Origin of the sequence: Actinomadura nitritigenes (assembly GCF_017573545.1) — a bacterium.
GTDB classification, from domain to species: domain Bacteria; phylum Actinomycetota; class Actinomycetes; order Streptosporangiales; family Streptosporangiaceae; genus Spirillospora; species Spirillospora nitritigenes.
Genome location: NZ_JAGEOK010000002.1, coordinates 164,933 through 186,833, shown reverse-complemented (window position 1 = coordinate 186,833; position 21,901 = coordinate 164,933). Strand labels below are relative to the sequence as shown.

The 21,901-nt window shown below is 73.3% G+C and carries 17 protein-coding genes; 16 read left to right on the top strand and 1 reads right to left on the bottom strand.

Annotated elements, in window-relative coordinates:
* The first annotated feature begins 124 nt into the window (after positions 1-124).
* The 5 genes from J4557_RS03160 to J4557_RS03140 all read left to right on the top strand — a co-directional run bounded on the left by J4557_RS03160 (position 125) and on the right by J4557_RS03140 (position 7,364).
* Positions 125-1,795: an AMP-binding protein gene (locus J4557_RS03160; protein WP_208264802.1), complete on the top strand. Its 1,671-nt coding sequence runs from the start codon at positions 125-127 to the stop codon at positions 1,793-1,795.
* Positions 1,796-1,872: 77 nt separating this feature from the next.
* A complete protein-coding gene (locus tag J4557_RS03155) occupies positions 1,873-3,033 on the top strand; it encodes a steroid 3-ketoacyl-CoA thiolase (protein ID WP_208264801.1) in 1,161 nt (386 codons plus the stop codon).
* Positions 3,034-3,045: 12 nt separating this feature from the next.
* A complete protein-coding gene (locus J4557_RS03150; protein WP_208264800.1) occupies positions 3,046-5,238 on the top strand; it encodes an acyl-CoA dehydrogenase family protein in 2,193 nt (730 codons plus the stop codon).
* Positions 5,238-5,849 (top strand): PaaI family thioesterase, encoded by a 612-nt coding sequence (locus J4557_RS03145; RefSeq protein ID WP_208264799.1) that lies wholly within the window; start codon positions 5,238-5,240, stop codon positions 5,847-5,849. The genes J4557_RS03150 and J4557_RS03145 overlap by 1 nt, the downstream gene beginning before the upstream one ends.
* Before the next feature lie 87 nt (positions 5,850-5,936).
* The gene (locus J4557_RS03140) at positions 5,937-7,364 is read left to right on the top strand and encodes an AAA family ATPase (protein ID WP_208264798.1); all 1,428 of its coding nucleotides are present in this window, start codon (positions 5,937-5,939) and stop codon (positions 7,362-7,364) included.
* An 8-nt stretch (positions 7,365-7,372) separates the two neighbouring features.
* Here J4557_RS03140 and casG read toward each other — a convergent pair whose 3' ends face one another.
* The gene (casG, locus tag J4557_RS03135; protein ID WP_208264797.1) at positions 7,373-9,001 is read right to left on the bottom strand and encodes a steroid-24-oyl-CoA synthetase; all 1,629 of its coding nucleotides are present in this window, start codon (positions 8,999-9,001) and stop codon (positions 7,373-7,375) included.
* Between the two features lie 189 nt (positions 9,002-9,190).
* On the opposite strand from casG, the gene J4557_RS03130 reads away from it, so the two are divergent.
* From J4557_RS03130 to J4557_RS03080, 11 genes are all read left to right on the top strand, one after another.
* Complete coding sequence (locus J4557_RS03130; protein ID WP_208264796.1) at positions 9,191-9,952, top strand: SDR family NAD(P)-dependent oxidoreductase; 762 nt, start codon at positions 9,191-9,193, stop codon at positions 9,950-9,952.
* Positions 9,953-10,064: 112 nt separating this feature from the next.
* Positions 10,065-11,486, top strand: coding sequence for an ABC transporter substrate-binding protein (locus J4557_RS03125; protein WP_208264795.1), 1,422 nt, complete (start codon positions 10,065-10,067; stop codon positions 11,484-11,486).
* Between the two features lie 34 nt (positions 11,487-11,520).
* Positions 11,521-13,779 carry a branched-chain amino acid ABC transporter permease gene (locus J4557_RS03120; RefSeq protein ID WP_208264794.1) on the top strand — a complete coding sequence of 753 codons (2,259 nt, stop codon included), beginning with the start codon at positions 11,521-11,523 and terminating at the stop codon, positions 13,777-13,779.
* Positions 13,766-14,503, top strand: a complete 738-nt coding sequence (locus tag J4557_RS03115; protein WP_208264793.1) for an ABC transporter ATP-binding protein — start codon at positions 13,766-13,768, stop codon at positions 14,501-14,503. Before J4557_RS03120 ends, J4557_RS03115 begins: the two co-directional genes overlap by 14 nt.
* On the top strand, positions 14,496-15,239 hold the full coding sequence (locus J4557_RS03110) for an ABC transporter ATP-binding protein (protein ID WP_208264792.1): 744 nt from the start codon (positions 14,496-14,498) through the stop codon (positions 15,237-15,239). The genes J4557_RS03115 and J4557_RS03110 overlap by 8 nt, the downstream gene beginning before the upstream one ends.
* Before the next feature lie 6 nt (positions 15,240-15,245).
* Positions 15,246-15,599 (top strand): hypothetical protein, encoded by a 354-nt coding sequence (locus tag J4557_RS03105; RefSeq protein WP_208264791.1) that lies wholly within the window; start codon positions 15,246-15,248, stop codon positions 15,597-15,599.
* A gap of 83 nt (positions 15,600-15,682) precedes the next feature.
* Positions 15,683-16,930 (top strand): NADH:flavin oxidoreductase, encoded by a 1,248-nt coding sequence (locus tag J4557_RS03100; protein ID WP_208264790.1) that lies wholly within the window; start codon positions 15,683-15,685, stop codon positions 16,928-16,930.
* Positions 16,923-18,578, top strand: a complete 1,656-nt coding sequence (gene casI / locus J4557_RS03095) for a steroid-22-oyl-CoA synthetase (protein WP_208264789.1) — start codon at positions 16,923-16,925, stop codon at positions 18,576-18,578. The genes J4557_RS03100 and casI overlap by 8 nt, the downstream gene beginning before the upstream one ends.
* A gap of 71 nt (positions 18,579-18,649) precedes the next feature.
* Entirely contained in the window at positions 18,650-19,813 is a 1,164-nt protein-coding gene (locus J4557_RS03090; protein ID WP_208264788.1) for an acyl-CoA dehydrogenase family protein, read from the top strand.
* On the top strand, positions 19,810-20,829 hold the full coding sequence (locus J4557_RS03085) for a bifunctional MaoC family dehydratase N-terminal/OB-fold nucleic acid binding domain-containing protein (protein WP_208264787.1): 1,020 nt from the start codon (positions 19,810-19,812) through the stop codon (positions 20,827-20,829). Before J4557_RS03090 ends, J4557_RS03085 begins: the two co-directional genes overlap by 4 nt.
* Positions 20,829-21,899 carry an acyl-CoA dehydrogenase family protein gene (locus tag J4557_RS03080; RefSeq protein WP_208264786.1) on the top strand — a complete coding sequence of 357 codons (1,071 nt, stop codon included), beginning with the start codon at positions 20,829-20,831 and terminating at the stop codon, positions 21,897-21,899. The genes J4557_RS03085 and J4557_RS03080 overlap by 1 nt, the downstream gene beginning before the upstream one ends.
* The last annotated feature ends 2 nt before the right edge of the window (positions 21,900-21,901 follow it).

Genomic DNA, 21,901 nt, shown 5'->3' with positions numbered 1-21,901 from the left:
CGTATTCTAGTTGGCCCGCGGCGACGGTCCCGCTGAGCGGGCCCGGGACGACTCCGTGGTCAGCGCGGACCGGTGAGTGGGACCGCGTTTGCCAGTGTCGAGAACGAATTCTAGTCTCGCCGCCATGACACTTCAGCTGGCGACCCTGTTCGAGGCGGTCGCCGCGGCCGTGCCGGACCGCCTCGCCGTGGTCTGCGGCGAGCGCAGGCTCACCTTCGCGGAGCTCGACGCGCGAGCGGACGCGGTGGCGGGCGCGCTGCGCGCGGCGGGCATCGGCGCGGGGGAGCACGTCGGCGTCCACATGCCGAACGGCACCGAGTACGTCGAGACCCTGCTCGGCTGCCTGAAGGCGAGGGCCGTCCCGGTCAACATCAACTACCGGTACACCGACCGCGAGCTGCACCACCTCTACACCGACGCCGGGCTCGCCGCCCTCGTCGTCGACGAGGAGTACGCGCCGGCCGCCGCGCGCGTCGCGCACGACTGCCCCGAGCTGCGGCACGTCGAGATCGTCCGGCCCGGCCCGGGCACGGGCGCAGCGGCCGGAGACGCATCGGGCACGGCCGCGGGCGCGAGCACGGCCGGCGGGGACGCGCCCGGCGGCGCGCCGGAGTGGCCGTCGCGGATCGGCGTCGCCGACTACGACGCCGAACCGCGCGAGGCCGACCCGTCCCTCCGGGAGGGCCGCAGCGCCGACGACCGCTACGTCCTCTACACCGGCGGGACGACCGGGCTGCCCAAGGGCGTCGTGTGGCGGCACGAGGACTTCTACATGGCCGCCGTCAGCGGCGGGAACCCGTACGGCGACCCGCACCTCACCGCCGAGGACCTGGCCGCCGCCGCGAAGGCCGGCACCGGGTTCGGCTACCTGCTGACGATGCCGCTGATGCACGGCGCCGCCGCGTACACGCTGCTCATCGCCCTGTACGGCGGCTCGTGCGTGACCCTGGCGCGGCGCTTCGACCCGGTTGCGACGCTGGCCCTGATCGAACGCGAGAAGCCGCTGATCGTCACCGTGGTCGGCGACGCGATCGCCCGCCCGCTCGCCGACGCGATCCGGGCGCACGGCGCCGGGTACGACCTGTCGTCGGTCAAGGTCCTCGGCTCGGGCGGCGCGATCCTGTCGCGCAGCGTCCAGGAGGAGTTCGCCGAGCTCATCCCCGGCATCCACATCAACAACGGGTTCGGCGCCTCCGAGTCCGGGGTCGACGGCAGCATCCAGGTCGGCGCGGACGGGCTGATGCGGATCGCCCCGAGCCCGCGCCTCACCGTCGTCGACCACGCCATGAACCCGGTCCCGCCCGGCTCGGACGAGATCGGCGTCGTGGCCCGGTCCGGGCACGTCCCGCTCGGCTACCACAACGACCCGGAGAGGACCGCCCGCACGTTCCCGGTGATCGGCGGGACGCGGTGGGCGGTCCTCGGCGACATGGCCCGCGTCGAGGCCGACGGCACCACGGTCGTGCTCGGCCGCGGCTCCGGCTGCGTCAACACCGGCGGCGAGAAGGTCTTCCCCGAGGAGGTCGAGCAGGCGCTCAAGGCGCACCCCGCGGTCATGGACACGCTGGTCGCGGGCGTCCCCGACGAGCGGTTCGGCGAGCGCGTCGCCGCCGTCGTCGAGCTGCGGCCCGGCGCGACCGCCACCGCCGAGGAGCTGCGCGCGCACTGCCGCGAGCACCTCGCCGGCTACAAGATCCCCGCGCTCGTCGCCTTCACGGACGCGGTCGTCCGCTCGCCGAGCGGCAAGGCCGACTACCGCTGGGCCAAGCGCGTCCTCACCGACCCCACCGGTTGACCTGCGGCGGGTCGTCGTCCCGGAGCGACTCTCGAGGACGCCTGGCCGCCGGTCAACGAAGAAAGAAGGAGATCCCCATGGCTGAGGCCGTGATCGTCGACGCCGTCCGGACGCCGGTCGGCAAGCGCTACGGCGCGCTGTCCGGGCTGCACCCGGCGCAGCTGCTCGGCCTGACCCAGAAGGGGCTGCTGGAGCACGCGGGCGTCGACCCGGCCGCGGTCGCGCAGGTCGTCGGCGGCTGCGTCACGCAGGCCGGCGAGCAGTCCAACAACGTCACCCGCAACGCCTGGCTGTACGCGGGCCTGCCGTACCGGACGGCCTGCACCACGATCGACTGCGCGTGCGGGTCGTCGCAGCAGGCCGTGCACCTGATCGCGGGGCTGATCGCGTCCGGCGCCATCGACGCCGGCATCGGCTGCGGCGTCGAGGCCATGAGCCGGGTGTTCCTCGGGCAGGCCCTCGCCCCCGGCACCGGCAGCCCCGCGCCCGACGGCTGGGAGATCGACTACCCCGACCAGTTCACCGCCGCCGAGCGGATCGCGAAGAAGCGCGGCATCACCCGCGCGGACGCCGACGCGCTCGGCGTCGCGTCGCAGGCCAAGGCGCGGCGCGCGTGGGACGAGGACCGGTTCGCCGGGCAGATCGTCGAGATCGAGGCGCCCGTCATGACCAAGGAGGGGCCGACCGGCGAGACCGCCGTCGTGTCCCGCGACCAGGGTCTGCGCGACACCACCGCCGAGGCGCTGGCGAAGCTGAACCCGGTCATCCCCGACGGCGTCCACACCGCCGGCAACTCCTCGCAGATCAGCGACGGCGCCGCCGCGGTGCTGCTGATGTCCGCCGAGAAGGCCGCCGCGCTCGGGCTGCGGCCGCGCGCCCGGATCGTCGCGTCCGGCATGGTCGGCTCCGATCCCTACTACCACCTGGACGGCCCGGTCGAGGCGACCTCGCACGTGCTGGACCGCGCCGGGATGACCCTCTCCGACATCGACCTCGTCGAGATCAACGAGGCGTTCGCGTCGGTCGTGCTGTCGTGGGCGTCGGTGCACGAGCCCGACATGGACCGGGTCAACGTCAACGGCGGCGCCATCGCCCTCGGCCACGCGGTCGGCTCCACCGGCGCCCGCCTGATCACCCAGGCCGTGAACGAGCTGGAGCGGTCGGACCGGTCCACCGCGCTCGTCACGATGTGCGCCGGCGGCGCGCACGCCACGGCCACCATCATCGAACGGATCTGAGGACTCACACCTATGACCATCGGGCTGACCGAGGAGCACCGCGACCTGCGCGACGCGGTGCGGGCCTTCACGTCCCGGCAGGTGACGCAGGCGGTCGTCCGCGCCGCCGTCGACGCCGCGGCCGAGCAGGCGCCGGCGTTCTGGGACGACCTCGCCGGGCAGGGGCTGCTCGGCCTGCACCTGCCGGAGGACGCGGGCGGGGCCGGGTACGGGCTGGTCGAGCTGGCCGTCGTGGCGGAGGAGCTCGGCCGCGCCATGACGCCCGGACCGTTCCTGCCGACCGTCCTCGCGAGCGCGGTGCTGCACCGGGCCGGGCACGCCGCGCACCTGCCCGGCCTGGCGTCGGGCGCGACGCTCGGCGCGGTCGGGCTGGACGCGGGCGGCGTCACGCTGTCGCGCTCCGGCGGCGGCATCGCGCTGACCGGCGTCTCGGCCCCGGTGCTCGGCGGGCAGCTCGCCGACGTGCTCGTCCTGGCCGCCGCCGACGGCGACGCGACGGCCTGGGTCGTCCTGCCGCGCGACGCGGTCACCGTCGAGGCGCTGCCCAGCCACGACCTCACCCGCCGCCTGGCCAGGATCAGGGTGGACAACGCGACCGTCCCCGCGGAGTCGGTCGTGGATCTGGACGCGCAGGACGTGCGGGACCTCGCCGCGACGCTGTTCGCCGCCGAGTCGTCCGGCCTCGCCGACTGGGCGACCACCATCGCCGCCGAGTACGCCAAGGTCCGCGAGCAGTTCGGCCGCCCCATCGGCCAGTTCCAGGGCGTCAAGCACCGCTGCGCCCGGATGCTCGCCCACGCCGAGCAGGCCCGCGCCTGCGCCTGGGACGCCGCCCGCGCCCAGGACGACCCCGCCGCGAAGCCCGGTGAGGCGTCCCTCGCCGCCGCCGTCGCCGGAGCCACCAGCGTCCAGGCCGCGTTCCAGACGGCCAAGGACTGCATCCAGACCCTCGGCGGCATCGGCTTCACCTGGGAGCACGACGCGAGCCTCTACCTGCGCCGCACCCAGACCCTGCGCGTCCTGCTCGGCTCCACCGCCGCGTGGCGGCGCCGCGTCGCGTCCCTCACCCTCGCCGGCGTCCGCCGCGAGCTCGGCGTCGACCTCCCCGAGGAGGCCGAGGCGATCCGCGCGGAGATCCGCGCCGAGCTCGAACCCGCCAAGGCCCTCACCGGCGGGGAGCGCACCCGCCACCTCGCCGACCGCGGCTACACCGCCCCGCACCTCCCCGCCCCCTGGGGCAAGGGCGCCGACGCCGTCACCCAGCTCGTCATCTCCGAGGAGATGCGCGCCGCGGGCCTGCGCGCCCACGACATGATCATCGGCAACTGGGTCGTCCCGACGCTGATCGCGCACGGCTCGCCCGCCCAGCACGAGCGGTTCCTGCCCGCCTCGCTGCGCGGCGACGTCCGCTGGTGCCAGCTGTTCTCCGAACCCGGCGCCGGCTCCGACCTCGCCGCCCTGTCCACCCGCGCCGAGAAGGTCGACGGCGGCTGGCGGATCACCGGGCAGAAGGTCTGGACGTCCATGGCCCGCGAGGCCGACTGGGGCATCCTGCTCGCCCGCACCGACCCGTCCGTCCCCAAGCACAAGGGCCTGTCGTACTTCCTGCTCGACATGAGGTCGCCCGGAATCGACATCCGCCCGCTGCGCGAGCTGACCGGCGACGAGCTGTTCAACGAGGTCTTCCTCGACGGCGTCTTCATCCCCGACGACCTCCTCGTCGCCGCACCCGGCGACGGCTGGAAGCTCGCCCGCACCACCCTCGCCAACGAGCGCGTCTCGCTGTCGAACGACTCCTCGCTCGGCAGCGGCGGCGAGGCCCTCCTCGAACTCGCCGCCGAGGGCGCCGACGACGAGCGCCTCACGACCCTCGGCGGCATCCTCTGCGACGCCCAGTCCAGCAGCCTGTTCGGTCTGCGCACCACGCTGCGCTCCCTCGCCGGCGGCCAGCCCGGCGCCGAGTCCAGCATCGGCAAGCTGATCGGCGTCGAGCACATCCAGCAGGTGTGGGAGACCGCCGTCGACTGGATCGGCGCGGACGCGCTCACCGGCGAGGGCGCCGGCGGCATGCAGGACCCGACGTGGATGTTCCTCAACTCCCGCAACATGTCGATCGCGGGCGGCACCACCGACGTCCAGCTCAACATCATCGGGGAGCGGCTCCTCGGCCTGCCCCGCGACCCGCAGCCCGCCGGGAGGGCCTGATGCCGATGGACCTGCAGGCCGAGCGCCGCGCCTGCGGCGTGGACGGCGCCGCCGCGGCGGCCCGCCGGGTGATCGGCGCGCTCGTCCGGGCCGGGGACATCTCCGGCGCCGACATGGCCGGCATCGCCGACCGGCTCAACGCCGTCGCCGACGAGCTCGAGGCGCAGGCCCCGCCGCTGCGCGACCGCCTGGTCGACATGTGGCGCGGCGACGGCAACACCCGGCACGACCCGGCGACCGGCCCGGAGAACCCGATCGCCCCGCCGCTCGCCTACGCGGGCCGCCCGGACGGCACCATCGAGAGCACCGTCACGCTGGACCTGCCCTACCAGGGCCCGCCGTCCAGCGTCCACGGCGGCGTCTCCGCCCTGATGCTCGACCACACCCTCGGCGTCGCGAACGGCTGGGCCGGCACGTCCGGCATGACGGCGGAGCTAACCCTCCGCTACCACCACCTGACGCCGCTGTTCGAGCCCCTGACGGTCACCGCCCGCCAGGTCTCCGTCGACGGCCGCAAGATCCGCACCACCGGCGCCATCAGCGCGAACGGCCGCACCTGCGTCAGCGCCGAGGGCCTCTTCATAGCCAAACACCCACCCCGCCCCCGCTGACCCGACGACCGTGCGGCGGTGGGGCGCCATCGCCGCACGATGGTTGGCTAATCTATGTAGATGCAATCTACGTAGAGTGGAGCTACATTGGCGGGGTTCATCGGGCGGGCGGCGGAGCTCGCGGTCCTGCGCAAGCGGCTGGACCGCGTGGCCAGGACCGGGACGGGAGCCGCGCTCGCGCTGCGCGGACGGCGGCAGGTGGGCAAGTCGCGCCTCGTCCAGGAGTTCTGCGACCGCGCCGGCGTGCCGTACGTGTTCTCCACGGCGACGAAGGGCGCCTCGCCGATCGAGGCGGTGGACGCGTTCCTGCGGGACGTCAGGGAGTCGGCGCTGCCGGCCGACCCCGAACTCGTGCCGGCGCTGCAGAACGGAAGCTGGCCGGACGCCTTCCGGGTGCTGGCCTCGGTGCTGCCGGACGCGCCGTCCATCCTCGTCCTGGACGAACTGCCCTGGCTGGCCGAGCAGGACGCGCTGTTCGACGGCGCGCTGCAGACGGGCTGGGACCGGCTCCTGTCGTCCCGGCCGGTGCTGCTCCTGCTGCTCGGCAGCGACGTGCACATGATGGAGCGGCTCACCGCCTACGACCGGCCGTTCTACGGGCGTGCCGACACCATGGTCCTCGGCCCGCTGACCCCGGCGGACCTGGGCGATGCGCTCGGGCTCGGGGCGGCGGACGCCATCGACGCGCACCTGGTGTCGGGCGGCCTGCCCGGGATCGTCCGCACCTGGCCGCACGGGACGCCCGCGCTGGAGTTCCTGGAGGAGGAGTGCGCCGACCCCGCCGCGGCGCTGTTCGGCGTCCCGGAGGCGTCGCTGCTCGCCGAGTTCCCCAACCCCGACGTCTCGCGCCGCGTCATCGAGGCGGTCGGATCCGGCGACCGGACGCACGCCAACATCGCCGCGTCCGCGGGCAGCCGTGACGGCGCCCTCCCCTCGGGGACGCTCTCACCCCTGCTGCGGCGCCTCACCGGGGAGAAGCGGATCGTCGCGGTGGACGAGCCGCTGTCGACGCGGCCGGGGAAGCCCGCCCTCTACCGCATCGCCGACAGCAACCTGCGCCTGTACCTGGCGGCGCTGCGGGCGGCGCACGAGCAGGCGCGGCGGGGACGCCCCGAAGCCGGCTTCCGGATCGTCCGGTGGCGCTGGACCTCGTGGCGCGGACGCGCCGTCGAGCCGCTGGTGAGGCAGGCCCTGGAGCGCGCGGACCTGCCCTGGCCGGACGTCGAGGCGGTCGGCGGCTGGTGGAACCGGCGGTTCGATCCCGAGGTCGACCTGGTCGGGGCCGACCGCGCGCCCGTCGCCGGCCGCATCGCGTTCGCCGGGTCGGTCAAGTGGCTCGGCAGCCCCTTCGACGCCCACGACCTGGCCGGCCTGCGCCGCGCGGCCGTCCAGGTCCCGGGGCTCGACCCCGCGGCGGCCGGGCTCGTCGTCGTGTCCCTGTCCGGCGTCCAGGCGCGCGACGGCGTCGACCTCGTCTGGACGCCGGAGGACGTGGTGGGCGCCTGGCGCTCCTGACCCCGGCCTCAGCCGAGGGAGGCCTCGACCTGGCGGCGGATGACCTTGCCGGTGGCGTTGCGGGGGAGGGGCGAGGTGGTGATCTTCCAGCGGGACGGGACCTTGAAGTAGGCGAGGCGGTCGCGGGCGAACGTGGTCAGGTCCGCCTCGGTGGCGGGACCGGCGCCGAAGACGACGACCGCGAGGACCTCCTGGCCGAGGTCGGGGTGCGGGACGCCGAGGACGATGCACTCGCGGACGCCGGGGTACTCGGCGAGGGCGTTCTCGACCTCGGCCGGGTAGACGTTCTCGCCGCCGCGGATGATCAGGTCGGAGCGGCGGGCGGTGAGGCGGAGGCGGCCCTGCTCGATCGTGCCGATGTCGCCGGTGCGCAGCCAGCAGTCGGGGCCGATGGCGCGGGCGGTGGCCTCCTCGTCGCGCCAGTAGCCGAGCATGTTGTAGGCGCTGCGGACGCAGACCTCCCCCTCCTCGCCCTCCGGCAGCGGCCTGCCGTCGGGGTCGCGGATCTCCAGCGCGACGCCCGCGACCGGGCGGCCGAGCGTGCCCGGCGCCTCGGCCAGGTCCATGGGGGACGCGACGGCGACGCCGGTGCAGGTCTCGGTGAGGCCGTAGCTGTCGACGAGGGCGTTCGCGGCGGGCGGGAACGCGGCGCGCAGCCTCTCCTTGAACGCCGGGGAGGACGGCGCTGACGCCAGCGCGAACCCGGTGAGCGAGGACGTGTCGTAGCGGGACAGGTCGCCGTGCTCGATCATCCGGTTCGCCATCGTGGGGACGGCGCCCCAGTTCGTGACGCGCTCCTTCTCGATCAGCCGCAGGACCTTGTCGACGTCGAACGCGCCCTCGTGCATGACCACGGCGGTGCCGGTGGCGAGCCGGGGGACGGCGAGGTTGTGCAGGCTGGCGATGTGGAACAGGGGGAGGGCGAGCAGGTAGCGGCGGGACGCGGGGTCGGCGGGGTCGCCGAACGCGGTCAGCAGCGCGTCGTTCAGCCGGTGGTACTCGATCACCGAGGTCAGGTTGCGGTGCGAGTGCACCGCCCCCTTCGGGCGGCCTGACGTGCCGCTGGTGTAGAGGATGACCGCCGGGTCGTCCTCGGCGGCGTCCGGGACGTCCAGGGCGGCGGACGGGTACCGGGCCGCGAGCGCCGGGACGTCCTCCTCGATCGTGAGGACACGGGTGCCGGCGGGCATCTGGGCGGCGCGCTTGGCGTCCGCGACGACGAGCACCGGCTCGGTGTGGCCGAGGGCGTACTCGATCTCACGGGGCGCCCACCAGGCGTTGTAGCCGACGGGGACGGCGCCCGCGGCGATCGCCCCCCAGAACGCGACGATCCATTCGGGGCTGTTGGCGGCGTCGATGGCGACGCGGTCGCCGGGCCGCACGCCGTGCTCGTCGCGCAGCGCCCTCGCCAGCGACGCGGCCTGCGCGGCGTGCTCGGCGAAGCTCAGCCGGCGGGTCGCGGTGACGATGTAGTCGCGGTCGCCGAGTCCGGCGGAGCGGGCGAGCACCTCGCCGAGGCTCCGGGCCCGCCCGGCGAACACCGGGAGGCGGGCGCCGAGGACGTCCTCCTCGCGCAGTTCGAACTCGCCGCCGGGCCCCGTCAGCCGCTGCATGATCTCCATCGCCGTCGTGGGCATGTGGCCTCCTCCTCGCGTGGCCGAAGGCTCTCACCCCGGCCGCGGGATCCAGCGGGTCTTTCCGCTGAGCGAGACCGAGCCGCAGGGTACCCGCTCGACTTGGAGCGTTCCCGGTCACTGGGACTGCGGCGAACGCGTGGGCCGCGTCACATCACCATGACCGCACCAGACGGATGCAGGGGGGATGACATGGGAAGCCTCGACGGGAAGGTCGCGATCGTCACCGGTGCGGGCCAGGGCGTCGGCCAGGGAATCGCGCTGGCGCTGGCGTCGGAGGGCGCGGCGATCGCCGTGCTCGGCCGGACGCCGGCGAAGCTGGAGACGACGTGCGGCCTCGTCCGGGAGCGGGGCGCGGAGGCGGAGCCGTTCGCCTGCGACGTGGCGGACACCGAGGCGATCCCCGGCGTGGTGGACGCGGTCGCCGCCCGTTTCGGCGGCGTCGACGTCCTCGTCAACAACGCCTACTCGGGCGCCTACGGGCCGCTGCTGACGATGAGCGACACCAAGTTCCAGAAGGGCTTCATGACCGGCCCGTTCGCGGCGTTCGCGTTCATGAGGGCGTGCCACCCGCACATGAAGGCCCGGGGCGGCGGCAGCATCGTCAACCTCGTCACCTCCGCGATGGTCCGCTGGGACCCGGCGACGTACGGCGCGTACGCGGCGGCCAAGCAGGCGCTGCGGTCGCTGACCCGGACGGCCGCCGCCGAGTGGGGCCCGGACGGGATCCGCGCCAACTCCATCGCCCCGCACGCCCTCTCACCCGGGCTGAAGCAGTGGGCGGAGGCGAACCCGGAGGCGGCGGAGGAGTTCCGCAAGACCATCCCGCTCGGCTACATCGGCGACTGCGAGGCCGACATCGGCAACGCCGTCGTCGCCCTCGTCCAGCCCGCCATGCGCTACCTGACCGGCGCCACCGTGCCGCTGGACGGCGGCCAGGCCTACTTCGGCTGACCGCTTCGGCTGACCCCGGCGCGCCCCGGTCGAGGGCGAAGACCACGCCCCCCGCCGCACCTCACCCACCCCACCGCCGCTTCGCCGCGGCCGGTGAAAGGAGAACGGCCTAATGAAGGTCGAGAAGATCGGACGCCTCGCAGCGGGCGCCCTCGCGGTGACGCTGCTGGCCTCCTGCGCCAGCTCGCGCTCCGGCACGGACGCGACGTCGGGCGGCGGCGGGACGCGGGACGGCGGCACGGCCGGCGCCGCCGCGACCGCCACCTCGTTCGGGACGCTGCCGTCCCCGTGCGGCAAGGGCGACGCCAAGGGCTCCACCGACCAGGGCGTCACCGACAAGGAGATCCGCATCGGGTTCGGCGACGACCGCGGGTTCACCTCCGCGCCGGGCCTGTCCAAGGAGATGGGCGACGCGGTCAGCGCCATGATCGACTGGTGCAACCAGCAGGGCGGCATCAACGGGCGCACGATCAAGGGCGACCAGTACGACGCCGCCTACACGCAGTCCGTGAAGGTGGTGCAGCAGGCCTGCAAGCAGGACTTCATGCTGGTCGGCCAGGGCTTCGCGATGGACGACGCCGCGGAGCAGTACCGGGTCGGCTGCAAGCTGCCGACGGTCGCCGGCTACACCGTCGGCCCGAACGCGGCGATGGGGCCGATGAAGTACGAGGCCGTCCCGTACCCGGTGGACCTGTACAACATCGGGGCGCTGCGGATCGCGGAGAAGGAGTTCCCGAACTTCAAGGACAAGACGGACCTGCTGCACACGACGTCCCCCGCGGTGGAGATCGGCAACGCGAAGGTCGCGGCGGCGATGAACCAGATCGGCGTCAAGCCGCTGGACTGCGGCGTCAAGACCAACAACGCCGGTGAGAGCAGCTACACGCCGTTCGCGCTGAAGATCAAGAAGTGCGGCGCGAAGAACCTGTGGACCTCGGGCTCGCCGACCCCGGCCGCGTTCGGGCTGCTGGAGGCGAACGACCGGGCCGGCCTCAAGCCGACCTACCTGTTCGAGGCGACCTGGTACAGCTCGCTCGTCTCGCAGTGGAACAAGTCCGGCATCGGCGACGCCATCAACATCGGCATGATCTTCCAGCCGTTCGAGAACGCCGCCAAGGTGCCCGCGGTCAAGCAGTACATGGACATCGTCGGCGCTCACAAGGGGAAGATCGCGCTGCTCGGGATGCAGGCGACGTCGGCGTTCCTGCTGTGGGCGCAGTCGGCCAAGGCGTGCGGGTCGGACCTGACCCGCCAGTGCATGGTGAACGAGCTGGCGAAGGTCCACGAGTGGACGGGCGGCGGGCTGCACGCGCCGACCGACCCGGGCGCCAACAAGCCCGCGTCCTGCGCGCTGATGGTGCGGCTGCACGGCGGCACGTACGAGCAGGTCTTTCCCAAGAACGCCGGCGAGTTCGAGTGCGGCGGCGACTTCGTGATCAAGACCGACCCGAAGACCTGGGGCACCACGCTCAACGGCGACCGCACGTCGACCAAGTTCCTGACCGGCGACGTCATCAGGCCGCAGTCCTCCTGATTCCGCCTGAGGCGCGACATATGGCGGTGAATCGATGACGACGTTCCTGACCTACACCATCCTCGGCATCGTCCTCGGCGCGGTGTACTCCATCGCGGCGTCCGGGCTGGTGCTGACGTACAACACCTCGGGGATCTTCAACTTCGCGCACGGCGCGCAGGCGATGTTCGGCACGTTCCTCTACTGGCAGTTCCAGCAGTGGGGCTGGCCGGTGTGGCTGGCGCTGGTCGCGGTGATCGGGGTGGCCGGACCGGCGATGGGCGCGGCCCTGCACGCGGTGATCATGAAGGGGCTGCGCGGCACCGCGGACGTCACGAAGATCATCGTGACGGTCTCGGTGCTGCTCGGCACGGTGTACCTCGCCCAGTGGGTGTGGGACCCCGACCAGGCCCGCACCGTGGACATGTTCTTCGGCACCGGCGCGAAGATCTCCGCCGGCGGGGTGGAGGTCCGGTACCACGAGATCGTCTGCCTGGTCGCCGCCGTGGCCATCGCCGCCGGGCTGCGGGTGCTGTTCACCCGCAGCCGGGCGGGCGTGGTGATGCGCGGCTCGGTCGACGACCCGGACCTGCTGCGCCTCACCGGGCACGACCCCGAGCGCGCCGCGATGCTGTCGTGGGCGCTCGGCTCCACCCTCGCGGTGACCGCGGGCGTCCTGATCGTGCCGATCAGCGGCGGCGCGCTGGACGCCAACCACCTCACCCTGCTGGTGATCGACGCGTTCGCGGCGGCGATGTTCGGCCGGCTGCGCTGCATCCCCCGCACCTTCGCGGGCGCGATGGTGCTGGGGCTCGCGGCGAACTACGTGCTGGCCTACCTGCCGTCCGCCGGCACCTTCACCGGCAACCTGCGCGTCTCGCTGCCCATGATCATCCTGTTCGTGGTGCTGGTGGTGCTGCCGCAGGACCGGCTGCGCGGCGCCGCCGTCCGCACCCGCGAGCGGTACCGGCCGCCGACCGTGCGGTCCGCGGCGGTGTGGGGCGCGGTCCTCGTCGCCGGCGTGTACCTGTACAGCCTGCTGCTGTCGGACTCGGGCGTCACCACGCTCGCGCTCGGCATGACGTTCGCGATCATCGCGCTGTCGCTGACCGTCCTCACCGGCTACGCGGGCGAGCTGAACCTCGCGCCGCTGGCGTTCGGGGCGGTCGCGACGGTCGTGGCGTTCCACGTCGGCGTGCACGGCACCGGCCTGGACGCGCGGCTGAACGTGCAGGGCGTGCTGCTGGCCGTGCTGGCGGCGGCGCTGACCGGCGGGCTCGTCGCGCTTCCCGCGTTGCGGCTGCGCGGCCTCTACCTGGCGCTCGCCACCCTGGCGTTCGGGGAGTTCCTGTCGAACATGGTCCTGCGCGACACCACCGAGCACGAGCTGCTCGGGATGAGGTTCACCCTGTTCCCCGACGGGTCGCTGGTCGTCCCGCCGCTGAAGGCCGGCCCGCTCGACCTGCGGAACGGGACGTCCTCGCTGCTGACCGCGACGGTGCTGTTCGCGCTCATCGGCGTCGGGCTCGCCGCGCTGCGGGGCAGCGGGTACGGGCGGCGGCTCGCGGCGATGAAGGACAGCCCGGCCGCGACGGCGATGCTCGGCCAGAACCTCGTCCGGCTGAAGCTGAGCGTCTTCATGATCTCGGCGGCGATCGCCGGGCTCGGCGGGGTGCTGATGGCGTCGGCCACCGGGACCGTCTCGCAGGAGAACTTCACCTTCGTCGGCAGCCTCGGCCTGCTGATGCTCGTCGTGGTCGCCGGCATCGGCTACATCAGCGGGGCGCTCGCCGGAGGGCTCATGGCCGGCGTCGGGTCCGCGGTGCTGGTCGCCACGTTCAACGACCTCGCCCTGGAGCACGAGGGGATGGCGAACGTCTACACCCTGCTCGGCCACCTCGTCCTGGTCCTGACCGCGCTGATCGGGATGGGCGTCGGGCGCAACCCGAGCGGGTTCGTGCACGACATCGCCGGCGGCTACCGGCGGATGCGCGACGGCGCCAGGCCCGTCCTGTACGCGGCGGGCGCGGCGGGCGCGGTTCTGTACGTCCTGGCGGTCACCGAGGTGATCGGCGCCTGGACGTTCGGGATCGCCGCGCTCTGCGTGGCGATGTTCCTGCCGCTCGTCGGCGACATGTACCTGGCGGAGGGACGCGCCAGGCGGACGCCGCCGGAGCTGGCCGGCGTGGACGAGCCGTACACCGACGAGCTGCGGGCCGAGCTCGACCGGGCGCTCGGGCTGCCGCCCGCGCACCGGCCGGTCCGCCCCGCGCCCGTCCTGTCCGGGAAGGGAGAGGCCAATGCCCCTGCTTGAGACCCGCGACATCACCGTCCGGTTCGGCGGCAACACCGCGGTCGACGGCGTCGGGCTCACCGTGGACGAAGGGCGGATCACCGGGCTGATCGGCCCGAACGGCGCCGGCAAGACCACGATGTTCAACACCATCACCGGGCTCCAGAAGCCCGCGTCCGGGCAGGTGCTGCTGGACGGCGCCGACATCACCGGGCTGTCCCCGGCCAAGCGCGCGCGGCGCGGCATGGCGCGGACCTTCCAGCGGCTGGAGCTGTTCCTGTCGCTGTCGGTGCGCGACAACGTCCGGGTGGCCGGCGACATCCTGCGCGCCACGTCCCGCAAGCGGTTCGACCTGGACGAGGAGACCGACCGGGTCCTTGAGCGCACGGGCCTCACCGACGTCGCCGACCGCGACGTGTCCGACATCCCGATCGGACGGGCCCGGGTCGTGGAGGTGGCGCGCGCGCTGATGACCTCGCCGCGCCTCCTGCTGCTGGACGAGCCCGCCTCCGGCCAGACCGAGGGTGAGACGGAGGCGTTCGCGGAGATGCTCACCGGACTCGCCGCCGAGGGCCTCGCGATCTGCCTGGTCGAGCATGACCTGCCGCTGGTCATGAGGCTGTGCTCGACCATCCACGTCCTCGACTACGGCGCACTGATCGCGTCCGGCACGCCCCGGGAGATCAAGGAGTCGCCGGAGGTCATCGCCGCCTACATCGGCACCGAGGAGGTGCACCATGCCTGAACCGGGCACCATCGCGGAGCCCGCCGCCACCGCGCCGCCGGAGCCGCTGCTCGAACTGAGGGGCGTCCGCGCGGGCTACGGCGCCATCGAGGTCCTGCACGGCGTCGACCTGGCGCTGCGACCCGGCTCCCTGCTGGCCCTGCTCGGGCCGAACGGCGGCGGGAAGTCGACCACGATGCGGCTCTGCGCGGGCCTGCACCCGCCGACCGGCGGGGACCTGCTGTTCGCCGGGCGCAGGGTGAACGGGATCTCGGCGCAGGACGCGGCGCGCCTCGGCGTCTGCGCCATCCCCGAGGGCCGCGGGATCTTCCCCAACCTGACGGTGCGGGAGAACCTGTGGGCCGCCACCGGCACCGGCGCCCGGCTGGCGGACCTGGAGGAGCGGGCGTACGCCCGCTTCCCGATCCTCGGCGGGCGCCGCTACCAGCTCGCCGGATCGATGTCCGGCGGCGAGCAGCAGATGCTCGCGCTGTCGCGCGCGCTCGGCAGCGACCCCGCGGTGCTGCTGCTCGACGAGTTGTCCATGGGCCTCGCGCCCATGATCGTCACCCGCATGTACGAGACGGTCGCCGAACTGGTCGAGGGCGGTCTGTCGGTGCTGGTGGCGGAGCAGTTCGCCCGCGCCGTCCTGCCGATCGCCGACACCGCCGCGCTGATGCTGAACGGGCGCGTGGTGGCGGCCGGCCCGCCCGCCGAGATCGAAGACCGGCTGTCCAGCGACTACCTGGGAGGTTGACCCACCATGCTCACTGAGGAACGGCGCCAGCAGTTCAAGGACGACGTCGCGCGGCAGCGCCTCAAGACCGACACGTCCCGCTTCGACGGGGCGGCGCGCGTCGCCGGGCTCCTGGCCATGGTCGCCGGCATCGCGGGGACGCTCGTCGCCTACAACGTCTCCCTCACCAAGGACGACATGCGGGACGTGGGCTCGCTGCAGACGCTCGCCATCGGGTTCCTGGCGGTGACCGTCCTCGGCGCGGCCCTCTACCTGGCCGCCGCCGTCACCCGCGTCCTGCGCCTGTGGCTGCTGCGCCAGCTCGTGGAGCAGCAGTCCCAGACCGACCAGATCGCCGCCGCGCTGCGCGAGAACGCCTAGCGCCCGATGCTCCCGTTCAGCGGGATGTCCGGAGTGCCCGGACATCCCGCTGATTAACGTCTACTCCGGATGGAGGACTCTCAATGAACGACCCGACCCGCCCGCAGGGGAGCGACTCCCCTCGCCCCCCGGCAACCGCTCTGAAGCCCGACGTGTTCGCCCCCGCCAAGCTGGGGCCGATCACGCTGCGCAACCGGACCGTCAAGGCGGCCACGTACGAGGGCCTGACCAAGGACGGCCAGGTCACCGACGCGCTGATCGACTTCCACGTCCGGCACGCGCGCGGCGGCGTCGGGATGACGACCGTCGCGTACTGCGCGGTCGCGCCGGAGGGGCGCACCGACCGGCGGCAGATCCACTGGCGGGACGAGGCGATGCCCGGCCTGCGGAAGCTGACCGACGCCGTGCACGCCGAGGGGGCGGCCGTCCAGGCGCAGATCGGGCACGCCGGCCCGGTCGCCAACCCCAAGAGCAACAGGCTGCCCGCGCTCGCGCCGAGCCGGCACTTCCACCTGACGACGCAGACCTTCACGCAGGCCGCCACGCTGGCGGACATCGAGCGGGTCGTCGAGGCGCACGCCAAGGCGGGGAGGATGGCGATCGAGGCCGGGTTCGACTCGATCGAGATCCACATGGGGCACAACTACCTGACCAGCTCCTTCCTCAGCCCCAAGGTCAACCACCGCAAGGACGGGTACGGCGGGTCGCTGGAGAACCGCGCCCGGCTGGCCCGCGAGATCGGCCGCGCCGTCCGCGACGCCGTCGGCGACCGCATCGCGATCACCGCGAAGCTGAACATGGACGACGGCGTGCCCGGCGGCTTCTGGATCGACGAGGCGATCCAGGTCGCGCGGTGGCTGGAGGCGGACGGCTCGGTCGACGCCCTCCAGATGACCGCGGGCAGCTCCCTGCTCAACCCCATGTACCTGTTCAAGGGCGACGCGCCGCTGCGCGAGTTCGCCGCGGTGATGAAGCAGCCGACCAAGCTCGGGATCAAGCTGATCGGCAAGCACTTCCTGAAGTCCTACCCGTACCAGGACCTCTACCTGCTCAAGGACGCCCGGCAGATCCGCGCCGCGGTGAAGCTGCCGATGATCCTGCTCGGCGGCGTCACCGACCGGGCCGGCATGGACACCGCCATGGCGGAGGGCTTCCAGTTCGTCGCGATGGCCCGCGCGCTGCTGCGCGAGCCCGACCTGATCAACCGGATCAAGGACGACCCCGCGACCGGGTCGCTGTGCATCCACTGCAACAAGTGCATGACGGCGATCTACGGCGGCACCCACTGCGTCCTGTCCACCGAGCCCGCCTGGGGAAGCGCGAGTGCGTGACGAGACGATCGCGGACCTGCTCCTGGCGAGGCTGGGCGACGAGCGGCCCGGCCTGCGCAGCCGTGAGCGGACGTGGACGTGGGACGAGGTCGTCCGGGAGAGCGCGGCCCGCGCGTCGCTCGCCCGCGAGCTGCGCCGCGACGGACCGTTCCACATCGGCGTGCTGCTCGACAACGTGCCCGAGTACGTCCTGTGGCTGGGCGCGGCGGCGCTGAGCGGCGCGACCATCGTCGGGATCAACCCGACCCGGACCGGCGCGTACCTGGAGCAGGAGGTCCGGCACACCGACCTCCAGCTGCTGATCACCGACGCGGCCGGCGCGAAGCTGCTGGACGGCCTGGACGTCGGCGTCCCGCGCGACCGCTTCCTGCTCGTCGACGACCCCGGCTACGCGCCGCTCGTCGAACGGCACGCCCGCGAGCCCGAGCGGGACCCGGCGATAACCCCGAAGGCGCAGATGCTGCTGCTGTTCACGTCCGGCACGACCGGCGCGTCCAAGGCGGCGCGCTGCTCGCAGGGGCGGCTCGCCGAGCTGGGCCGCGACAACAGCGCCAAGTACGACGTCACGCGCGACGACATCAGCTACTGCCCGATGCCGCTGTTCCACGGCAACGCGCTGATGGCGCTGTGGGCGCCGTCGCTGGCCGCCGGCGCCTGCGTCGTGCTGGCGCCGAAGTTCTCCGCGTCCGGGTTCCTGCCGGACGTCCGCTTCTACGGCGCGACGTTCTTCACCTACGTCGGCAAGGCGATCGGCTACATCCTCACGACGCCGGAGCGGCCCGACGACGCCGACAACACCCTCACGCACGGGTTCGGCACCGAGGCGTCCCCGGAGGACAAGGCCGCGTTCCTGCGCCGCTTCGGCGCGCGGCTCGTCGAGGGGTACGGGTCCAGCGAGGGCGCCGGGATGATCAAGCGGGTGCCGGACGCCCCGCCGACCGCGTTCGGCGTCCCGATGCACGACGGCGTCCGCATCGTGAACCCCGAGACCCGCGAGACGTGCGCCCGCGCCGTCCTGGACGAGCACGGCCGCGTCACCAACCCGGAGGAGGCGGTCGGCGAGATCGTCGACGCCGACGGCGCCGGGAAGTTCGAGGGCTACTACAAGAACCCCGAGGCCGACGCCGAGCGCGTCCGGCACGGCTGGTACTGGACGGGCGACCTCGGCTACATCGACGAGGCCGGGTTCCTGTACTTCGCGGGGCGGTCCGGCGACTGGATCCGCGTCGACTCCGAGAACATCTCCGCCCTGCTCACCCAGACCGTCGTCCGCCGCCACCCGAAGATCGTGGACGCGGTCGCGTTCGGCGTCCCGGACCCCCGCTCCGGCGACCAGGTGATGGCCGCGATCGAGATCCCCGCGGACGTGGAGTTCGCCGACCTCGGCCTCGCCGCGTTCCTCGCCGCCCAGGACGACCTCGGCACCAAGGGCGCGCCGCGCTTCGTGCGCGTCTCGCACGCGCTGCCGACGACCGGGTCCGGCAAGCTCAGCAAGAAGCAGCTGCAACTGGAGGGGTGGCGCACCACCGACCCCGTCTACCGGTGGGTCGGCCGGGGCGCGCCCGACTACCGTCCGATGACCGACGCGGACAAGGCGGCGCTCCGCGCGGAGTTCGCCGCCAGCGGCCGCGAGCGCTTCCTCCCCTGACCACCCCGACCTGACCTGCTCTGACCCCACCGGACACGGCCGAACCGACCCGACGACCACGAGAGGCGTACATGGATCTGCGTGAGTCCGCAGCGCACCGGGAACTGCGCGCGGAACTGAGGGCCTACTTCGCGGCCCTGCTGCCCCCGGACGTCCGCCGCCGGGCCGGCGAGGAGGGCGTCGGCGGCGGCACGTTCCGCGAGATCGTCAAGATGCTCGGCCAGGACGGCTGGCTCGGCTACGGCTGGCCCACCGAGTACGGCGGGCAGGGCAAGTCGGTCGCCGAGCAGTACGTCTTCTTCGACGAGGTGCAGCGCGCGGGCCTGCCCTTCCCGTTCGTCACCGTGAACACGGTCGGCCCGACGCTGATGCGGTACGGGACCGAGGAGCAGAAGAAGAGGTTCCTGCCCGGCATCCTCGCGGGCGACATCGTCTTCGCGATCGGCTACTCCGAGCCGGACGCCGGCACCGACCTGGCCTCGCTGCGCACCAGGGCCGTCCTCGACGGGGACCACTACGTCGTCGACGGGAACAAGGTGTTCACCAGCGGCGCCAACACCGCCGACTACGTCTGGCTCGCCGCGCGGACGAACCCGGACGTGCCGAAGCACAAGGGCATCTCGATCCTCATCGTCCCGACCGCCGCGGACGGGTTCTCCTGGAGCCCGATCCAGACGGTCGGCGGGATGGTCGTGACCGCGACCTACTACAACGGCATCCGCGTCCCGGCGACCGAGGTCGTCGGGGAGGTCGACGGCGGCTGGCGGCTCATCACCACCCAGCTCAACCACGAGCGGATCGGGCTCGCCGCGCTCGGCGGCCGGATGATCCGGCTGTGGGAGGACGTCCGGGACTGGGCCCGCGAGAACGGCGTCATCGACCTGCCGTGGGTCCGCGCCGACCTCGCCCGCGCGTACGCCCGGCTGGAGGCGATGCGGCTGATGAACTGGAAGATGACGATGGCCGTCGAGGCCGGGGAGCTGACCGGCGCGCAGGCCGGCGCGGCGAAGTCCTACGGCACCGAGACGCACATCTTCGTGCAGCGGACGCTGACCGGGATCCTCGGCGCGGCGGGTCGGATCCGTCCCGAGTCGCCGGGCGCGGTGCTGTACGGGCAGATCGAGCAGCTGTCCCGGCAGGGCATCGTCAACACCTTCGGCGGCGGCGTCAACGAAGTGCTGCGCGACATGGTCGCCGTCCAGGGGCTCGGGCTGCCGAGGGTGAAGCGGGCATGAGCGGCGCCGGCGTGAGCGAGGGCGGCGTGGGCGGGGACTACGAGGAGCGCCTCCAGGCGTGGGTGGGCCGCGAGCTGGTCGCGCGCCGCCCCGGCCAGGACCCGGTGAACGTCCCGATGATCCGGCACTGGGTCGAGGCGATGGAGGACGCCAACCCCGTCTACCTGGACGAGGACGCCGCGAAGGCCACCGGGCGCGACGGCGTCGTGGCGCCCGCGTCGATGATCCAGGCGTGGACGATGCGGGGCTACGCCGCGACCGTCCGCCCGTCCGCCGGGCCGAGCGGGTTCGACGAGCTGGTGGCGCTGCTCGCCGAGGGCGGCTACACCTCCGTCGTCGCGACGGACTCCGAGCTGGAGTTCGAGCGGGAGCTCGTCCCCGGCGACCACGTCTCCGTCGAGGAGCACGTCGAGTCGATCTCACCGGAGAAGAGGACCGGCCTCGGAGCCGGGCGGTTCGTCAGCACGGTGAAGACGTACCGGGACGCGTCCGGCGAGGTCGTCGCGACGCAGCGGTGGCGGACGCTCCGGTTCCGCCCCGCCGAGAAGCCCGCGGCCGAGAAGCCCGCCGAGAAGCCCGCCGGGCAGCCGGCGGAGGAGAAGCCGAAGGCGCTGCGGCCGCGTCCCGCGATCAACCCCGACAACGCGTTCTGGTTCGAGGCCGCCCGCGAGCACCGCCTCGTCGTCCAGCGGTGCGCCGACTGCAAGTCGCTGCGGCACCCGCCCGGCCCCTGCTGCCCCCAGTGCGGCTCGTTCGCGTGGGACACCGTCGAGTCGTCCGGCCGGGGCCACGTCTACACCTTCACGGTCAACCACCATCCGCGGCACCCCGCGTTCGACTACCCGCTCGTGGTCGCGGTGATCGAGCTGGCCGAGGGCACCCGCCTGATCGCGAACATGGCGGGCGTCGAGCCCGCGGACGTCGAGGTCGGCATGCCCGTCGTCCTCGACTGGATCGACCCCGACCCTGACCTTTCGCTGCCGGTGTTCCGCCCGGCCGCACACGAGGAGCGCTGATGGACTTCACCCTTGGCGAGGAGCTGGAAGCGGTCAGGGACCTGGCCCGGCAGATCTTCACCGACCACGCCACGCAGGAGCGGATCCGCGCCGCCGAGCGGTCCGGCACCGGCACCGACCAGGCGCTCTGGGCCGAGCTCGCGTCCGCCGGGCTGCTCGGCGTCGCGCTGCCCGAGGACGCGGGCGGCGCCGGCCTCGGCGTCGCGGCGCTGTGCGTCCTGCTGGAGGAGCAGGGCCGGGCCGTCGCGCCCGTCCCGCTCTGGCCGTCGCTCGCCGCCGGGCTCACCCTGGCCGCGCACAACACGTCCGGCCTGCTGGTGACCGGCGTCGTCGACGGGACGGCCCGGCTGACGCTCGCGCTGGAGGAGTTCGCGCCCGCCGACCCGGCGCAGCCGCGCTGCGAGGCCGCCCGCGACGGCGACGGATGGCGGCTCACCGGCACGAAGGCCGCCGTCCCCTACGCCGGCGGCGCCGACTTCATGCTCGTCGCCGCCCGCACCCCCGGCGGTCCTGGCCTGTTCCTCCTCGGCACCGGCGTCGACGGGGTGAGCTGGGAGCACGTCGACACCACCGCGCACGACGGCGCCGCCACCCTGACCCTCGACGGCGCGCCCGCGCAGCAGCTCCCCGCCGGATCCCTCGGCACCGCGCTGCGGCTGTCGCGCGTCGCGCTCGCCGCCGTCCAGACCGGCGTGGCCGACGGCGCGCTCCGGCTCGCCGCCGACTACCTGTCCACACGTGAGCAGTTCGGCCGCCCGCTCGGCACCTTCCAGGCCGCGCAGCACCAGCTCGCCGACTGCTACATCGAGATCGACGCGCTGCGCGTCGCCGTGTGGCACGCCGCCTCGCTGATCGCCGCCGGCGAGGACGCCGACACCGCCGTCCTGGTCGCCAAGTGGTGGTCGGACGAGGGCGGGCTCAACGTCGTCCACCGCGTCCAGCACCTGCACGGCGGCATCGGCGTCGACGTCGACTACCCCGTCCACCGGCACTTCCTGTGGGGCAAGCAGATCTCCGGGATGCTCGGCGGCGCGTCCGCCGATCTCGAGGCCCTGGGCGCCGCCCTGTGAGC

Bases quoted from the DNA above. Each gene is read 5' to 3' on its own strand.
- J4557_RS03085 (WP_208264787.1), top strand. From the start codon at position 19,810: ATGAGCGGCGCCGGCGTGAGCGAGGGCGGCGTGGGCGGGGACTACGAG.
- J4557_RS03155 (WP_208264801.1), top strand. From the start codon at position 1,873: ATGGCTGAGGCCGTGATCGTCGACGCCGTCCGGACGCCGGTCGGCAAG.
- J4557_RS03100 (WP_208264790.1), top strand. From the start codon at position 15,683: ATGAACGACCCGACCCGCCCGCAGGGGAGCGACTCCCCTCGCCCCCCG.
- casG (WP_208264797.1), bottom strand. From the start codon at position 9,001: ATGCCCACGACGGCGATGGAGATCATGCAGCGGCTGACGGGGCCCGGC.
- J4557_RS03120 (WP_208264794.1), top strand. From the start codon at position 11,521: ATGACGACGTTCCTGACCTACACCATCCTCGGCATCGTCCTCGGCGCG.
- J4557_RS03160 (WP_208264802.1), top strand. From the start codon at position 125: ATGACACTTCAGCTGGCGACCCTGTTCGAGGCGGTCGCCGCGGCCGTG.
- J4557_RS03145 (WP_208264799.1), top strand. From the start codon at position 5,238: ATGCCGATGGACCTGCAGGCCGAGCGCCGCGCCTGCGGCGTGGACGGC.
- J4557_RS03115 (WP_208264793.1), top strand. From the start codon at position 13,766: ATGCCCCTGCTTGAGACCCGCGACATCACCGTCCGGTTCGGCGGCAAC.
- J4557_RS03150 (WP_208264800.1), top strand. From the start codon at position 3,046: ATGACCATCGGGCTGACCGAGGAGCACCGCGACCTGCGCGACGCGGTG.
- J4557_RS03090 (WP_208264788.1), top strand. From the start codon at position 18,650: ATGGATCTGCGTGAGTCCGCAGCGCACCGGGAACTGCGCGCGGAACTG.
- J4557_RS03110 (WP_208264792.1), top strand. From the start codon at position 14,496: ATGCCTGAACCGGGCACCATCGCGGAGCCCGCCGCCACCGCGCCGCCG.
- J4557_RS03125 (WP_208264795.1), top strand. From the start codon at position 10,065: ATGAAGGTCGAGAAGATCGGACGCCTCGCAGCGGGCGCCCTCGCGGTG.
- J4557_RS03130 (WP_208264796.1), top strand. From the start codon at position 9,191: ATGGGAAGCCTCGACGGGAAGGTCGCGATCGTCACCGGTGCGGGCCAG.
- J4557_RS03105 (WP_208264791.1), top strand. From the start codon at position 15,246: ATGCTCACTGAGGAACGGCGCCAGCAGTTCAAGGACGACGTCGCGCGG.
- J4557_RS03080 (WP_208264786.1), top strand. From the start codon at position 20,829: ATGGACTTCACCCTTGGCGAGGAGCTGGAAGCGGTCAGGGACCTGGCC.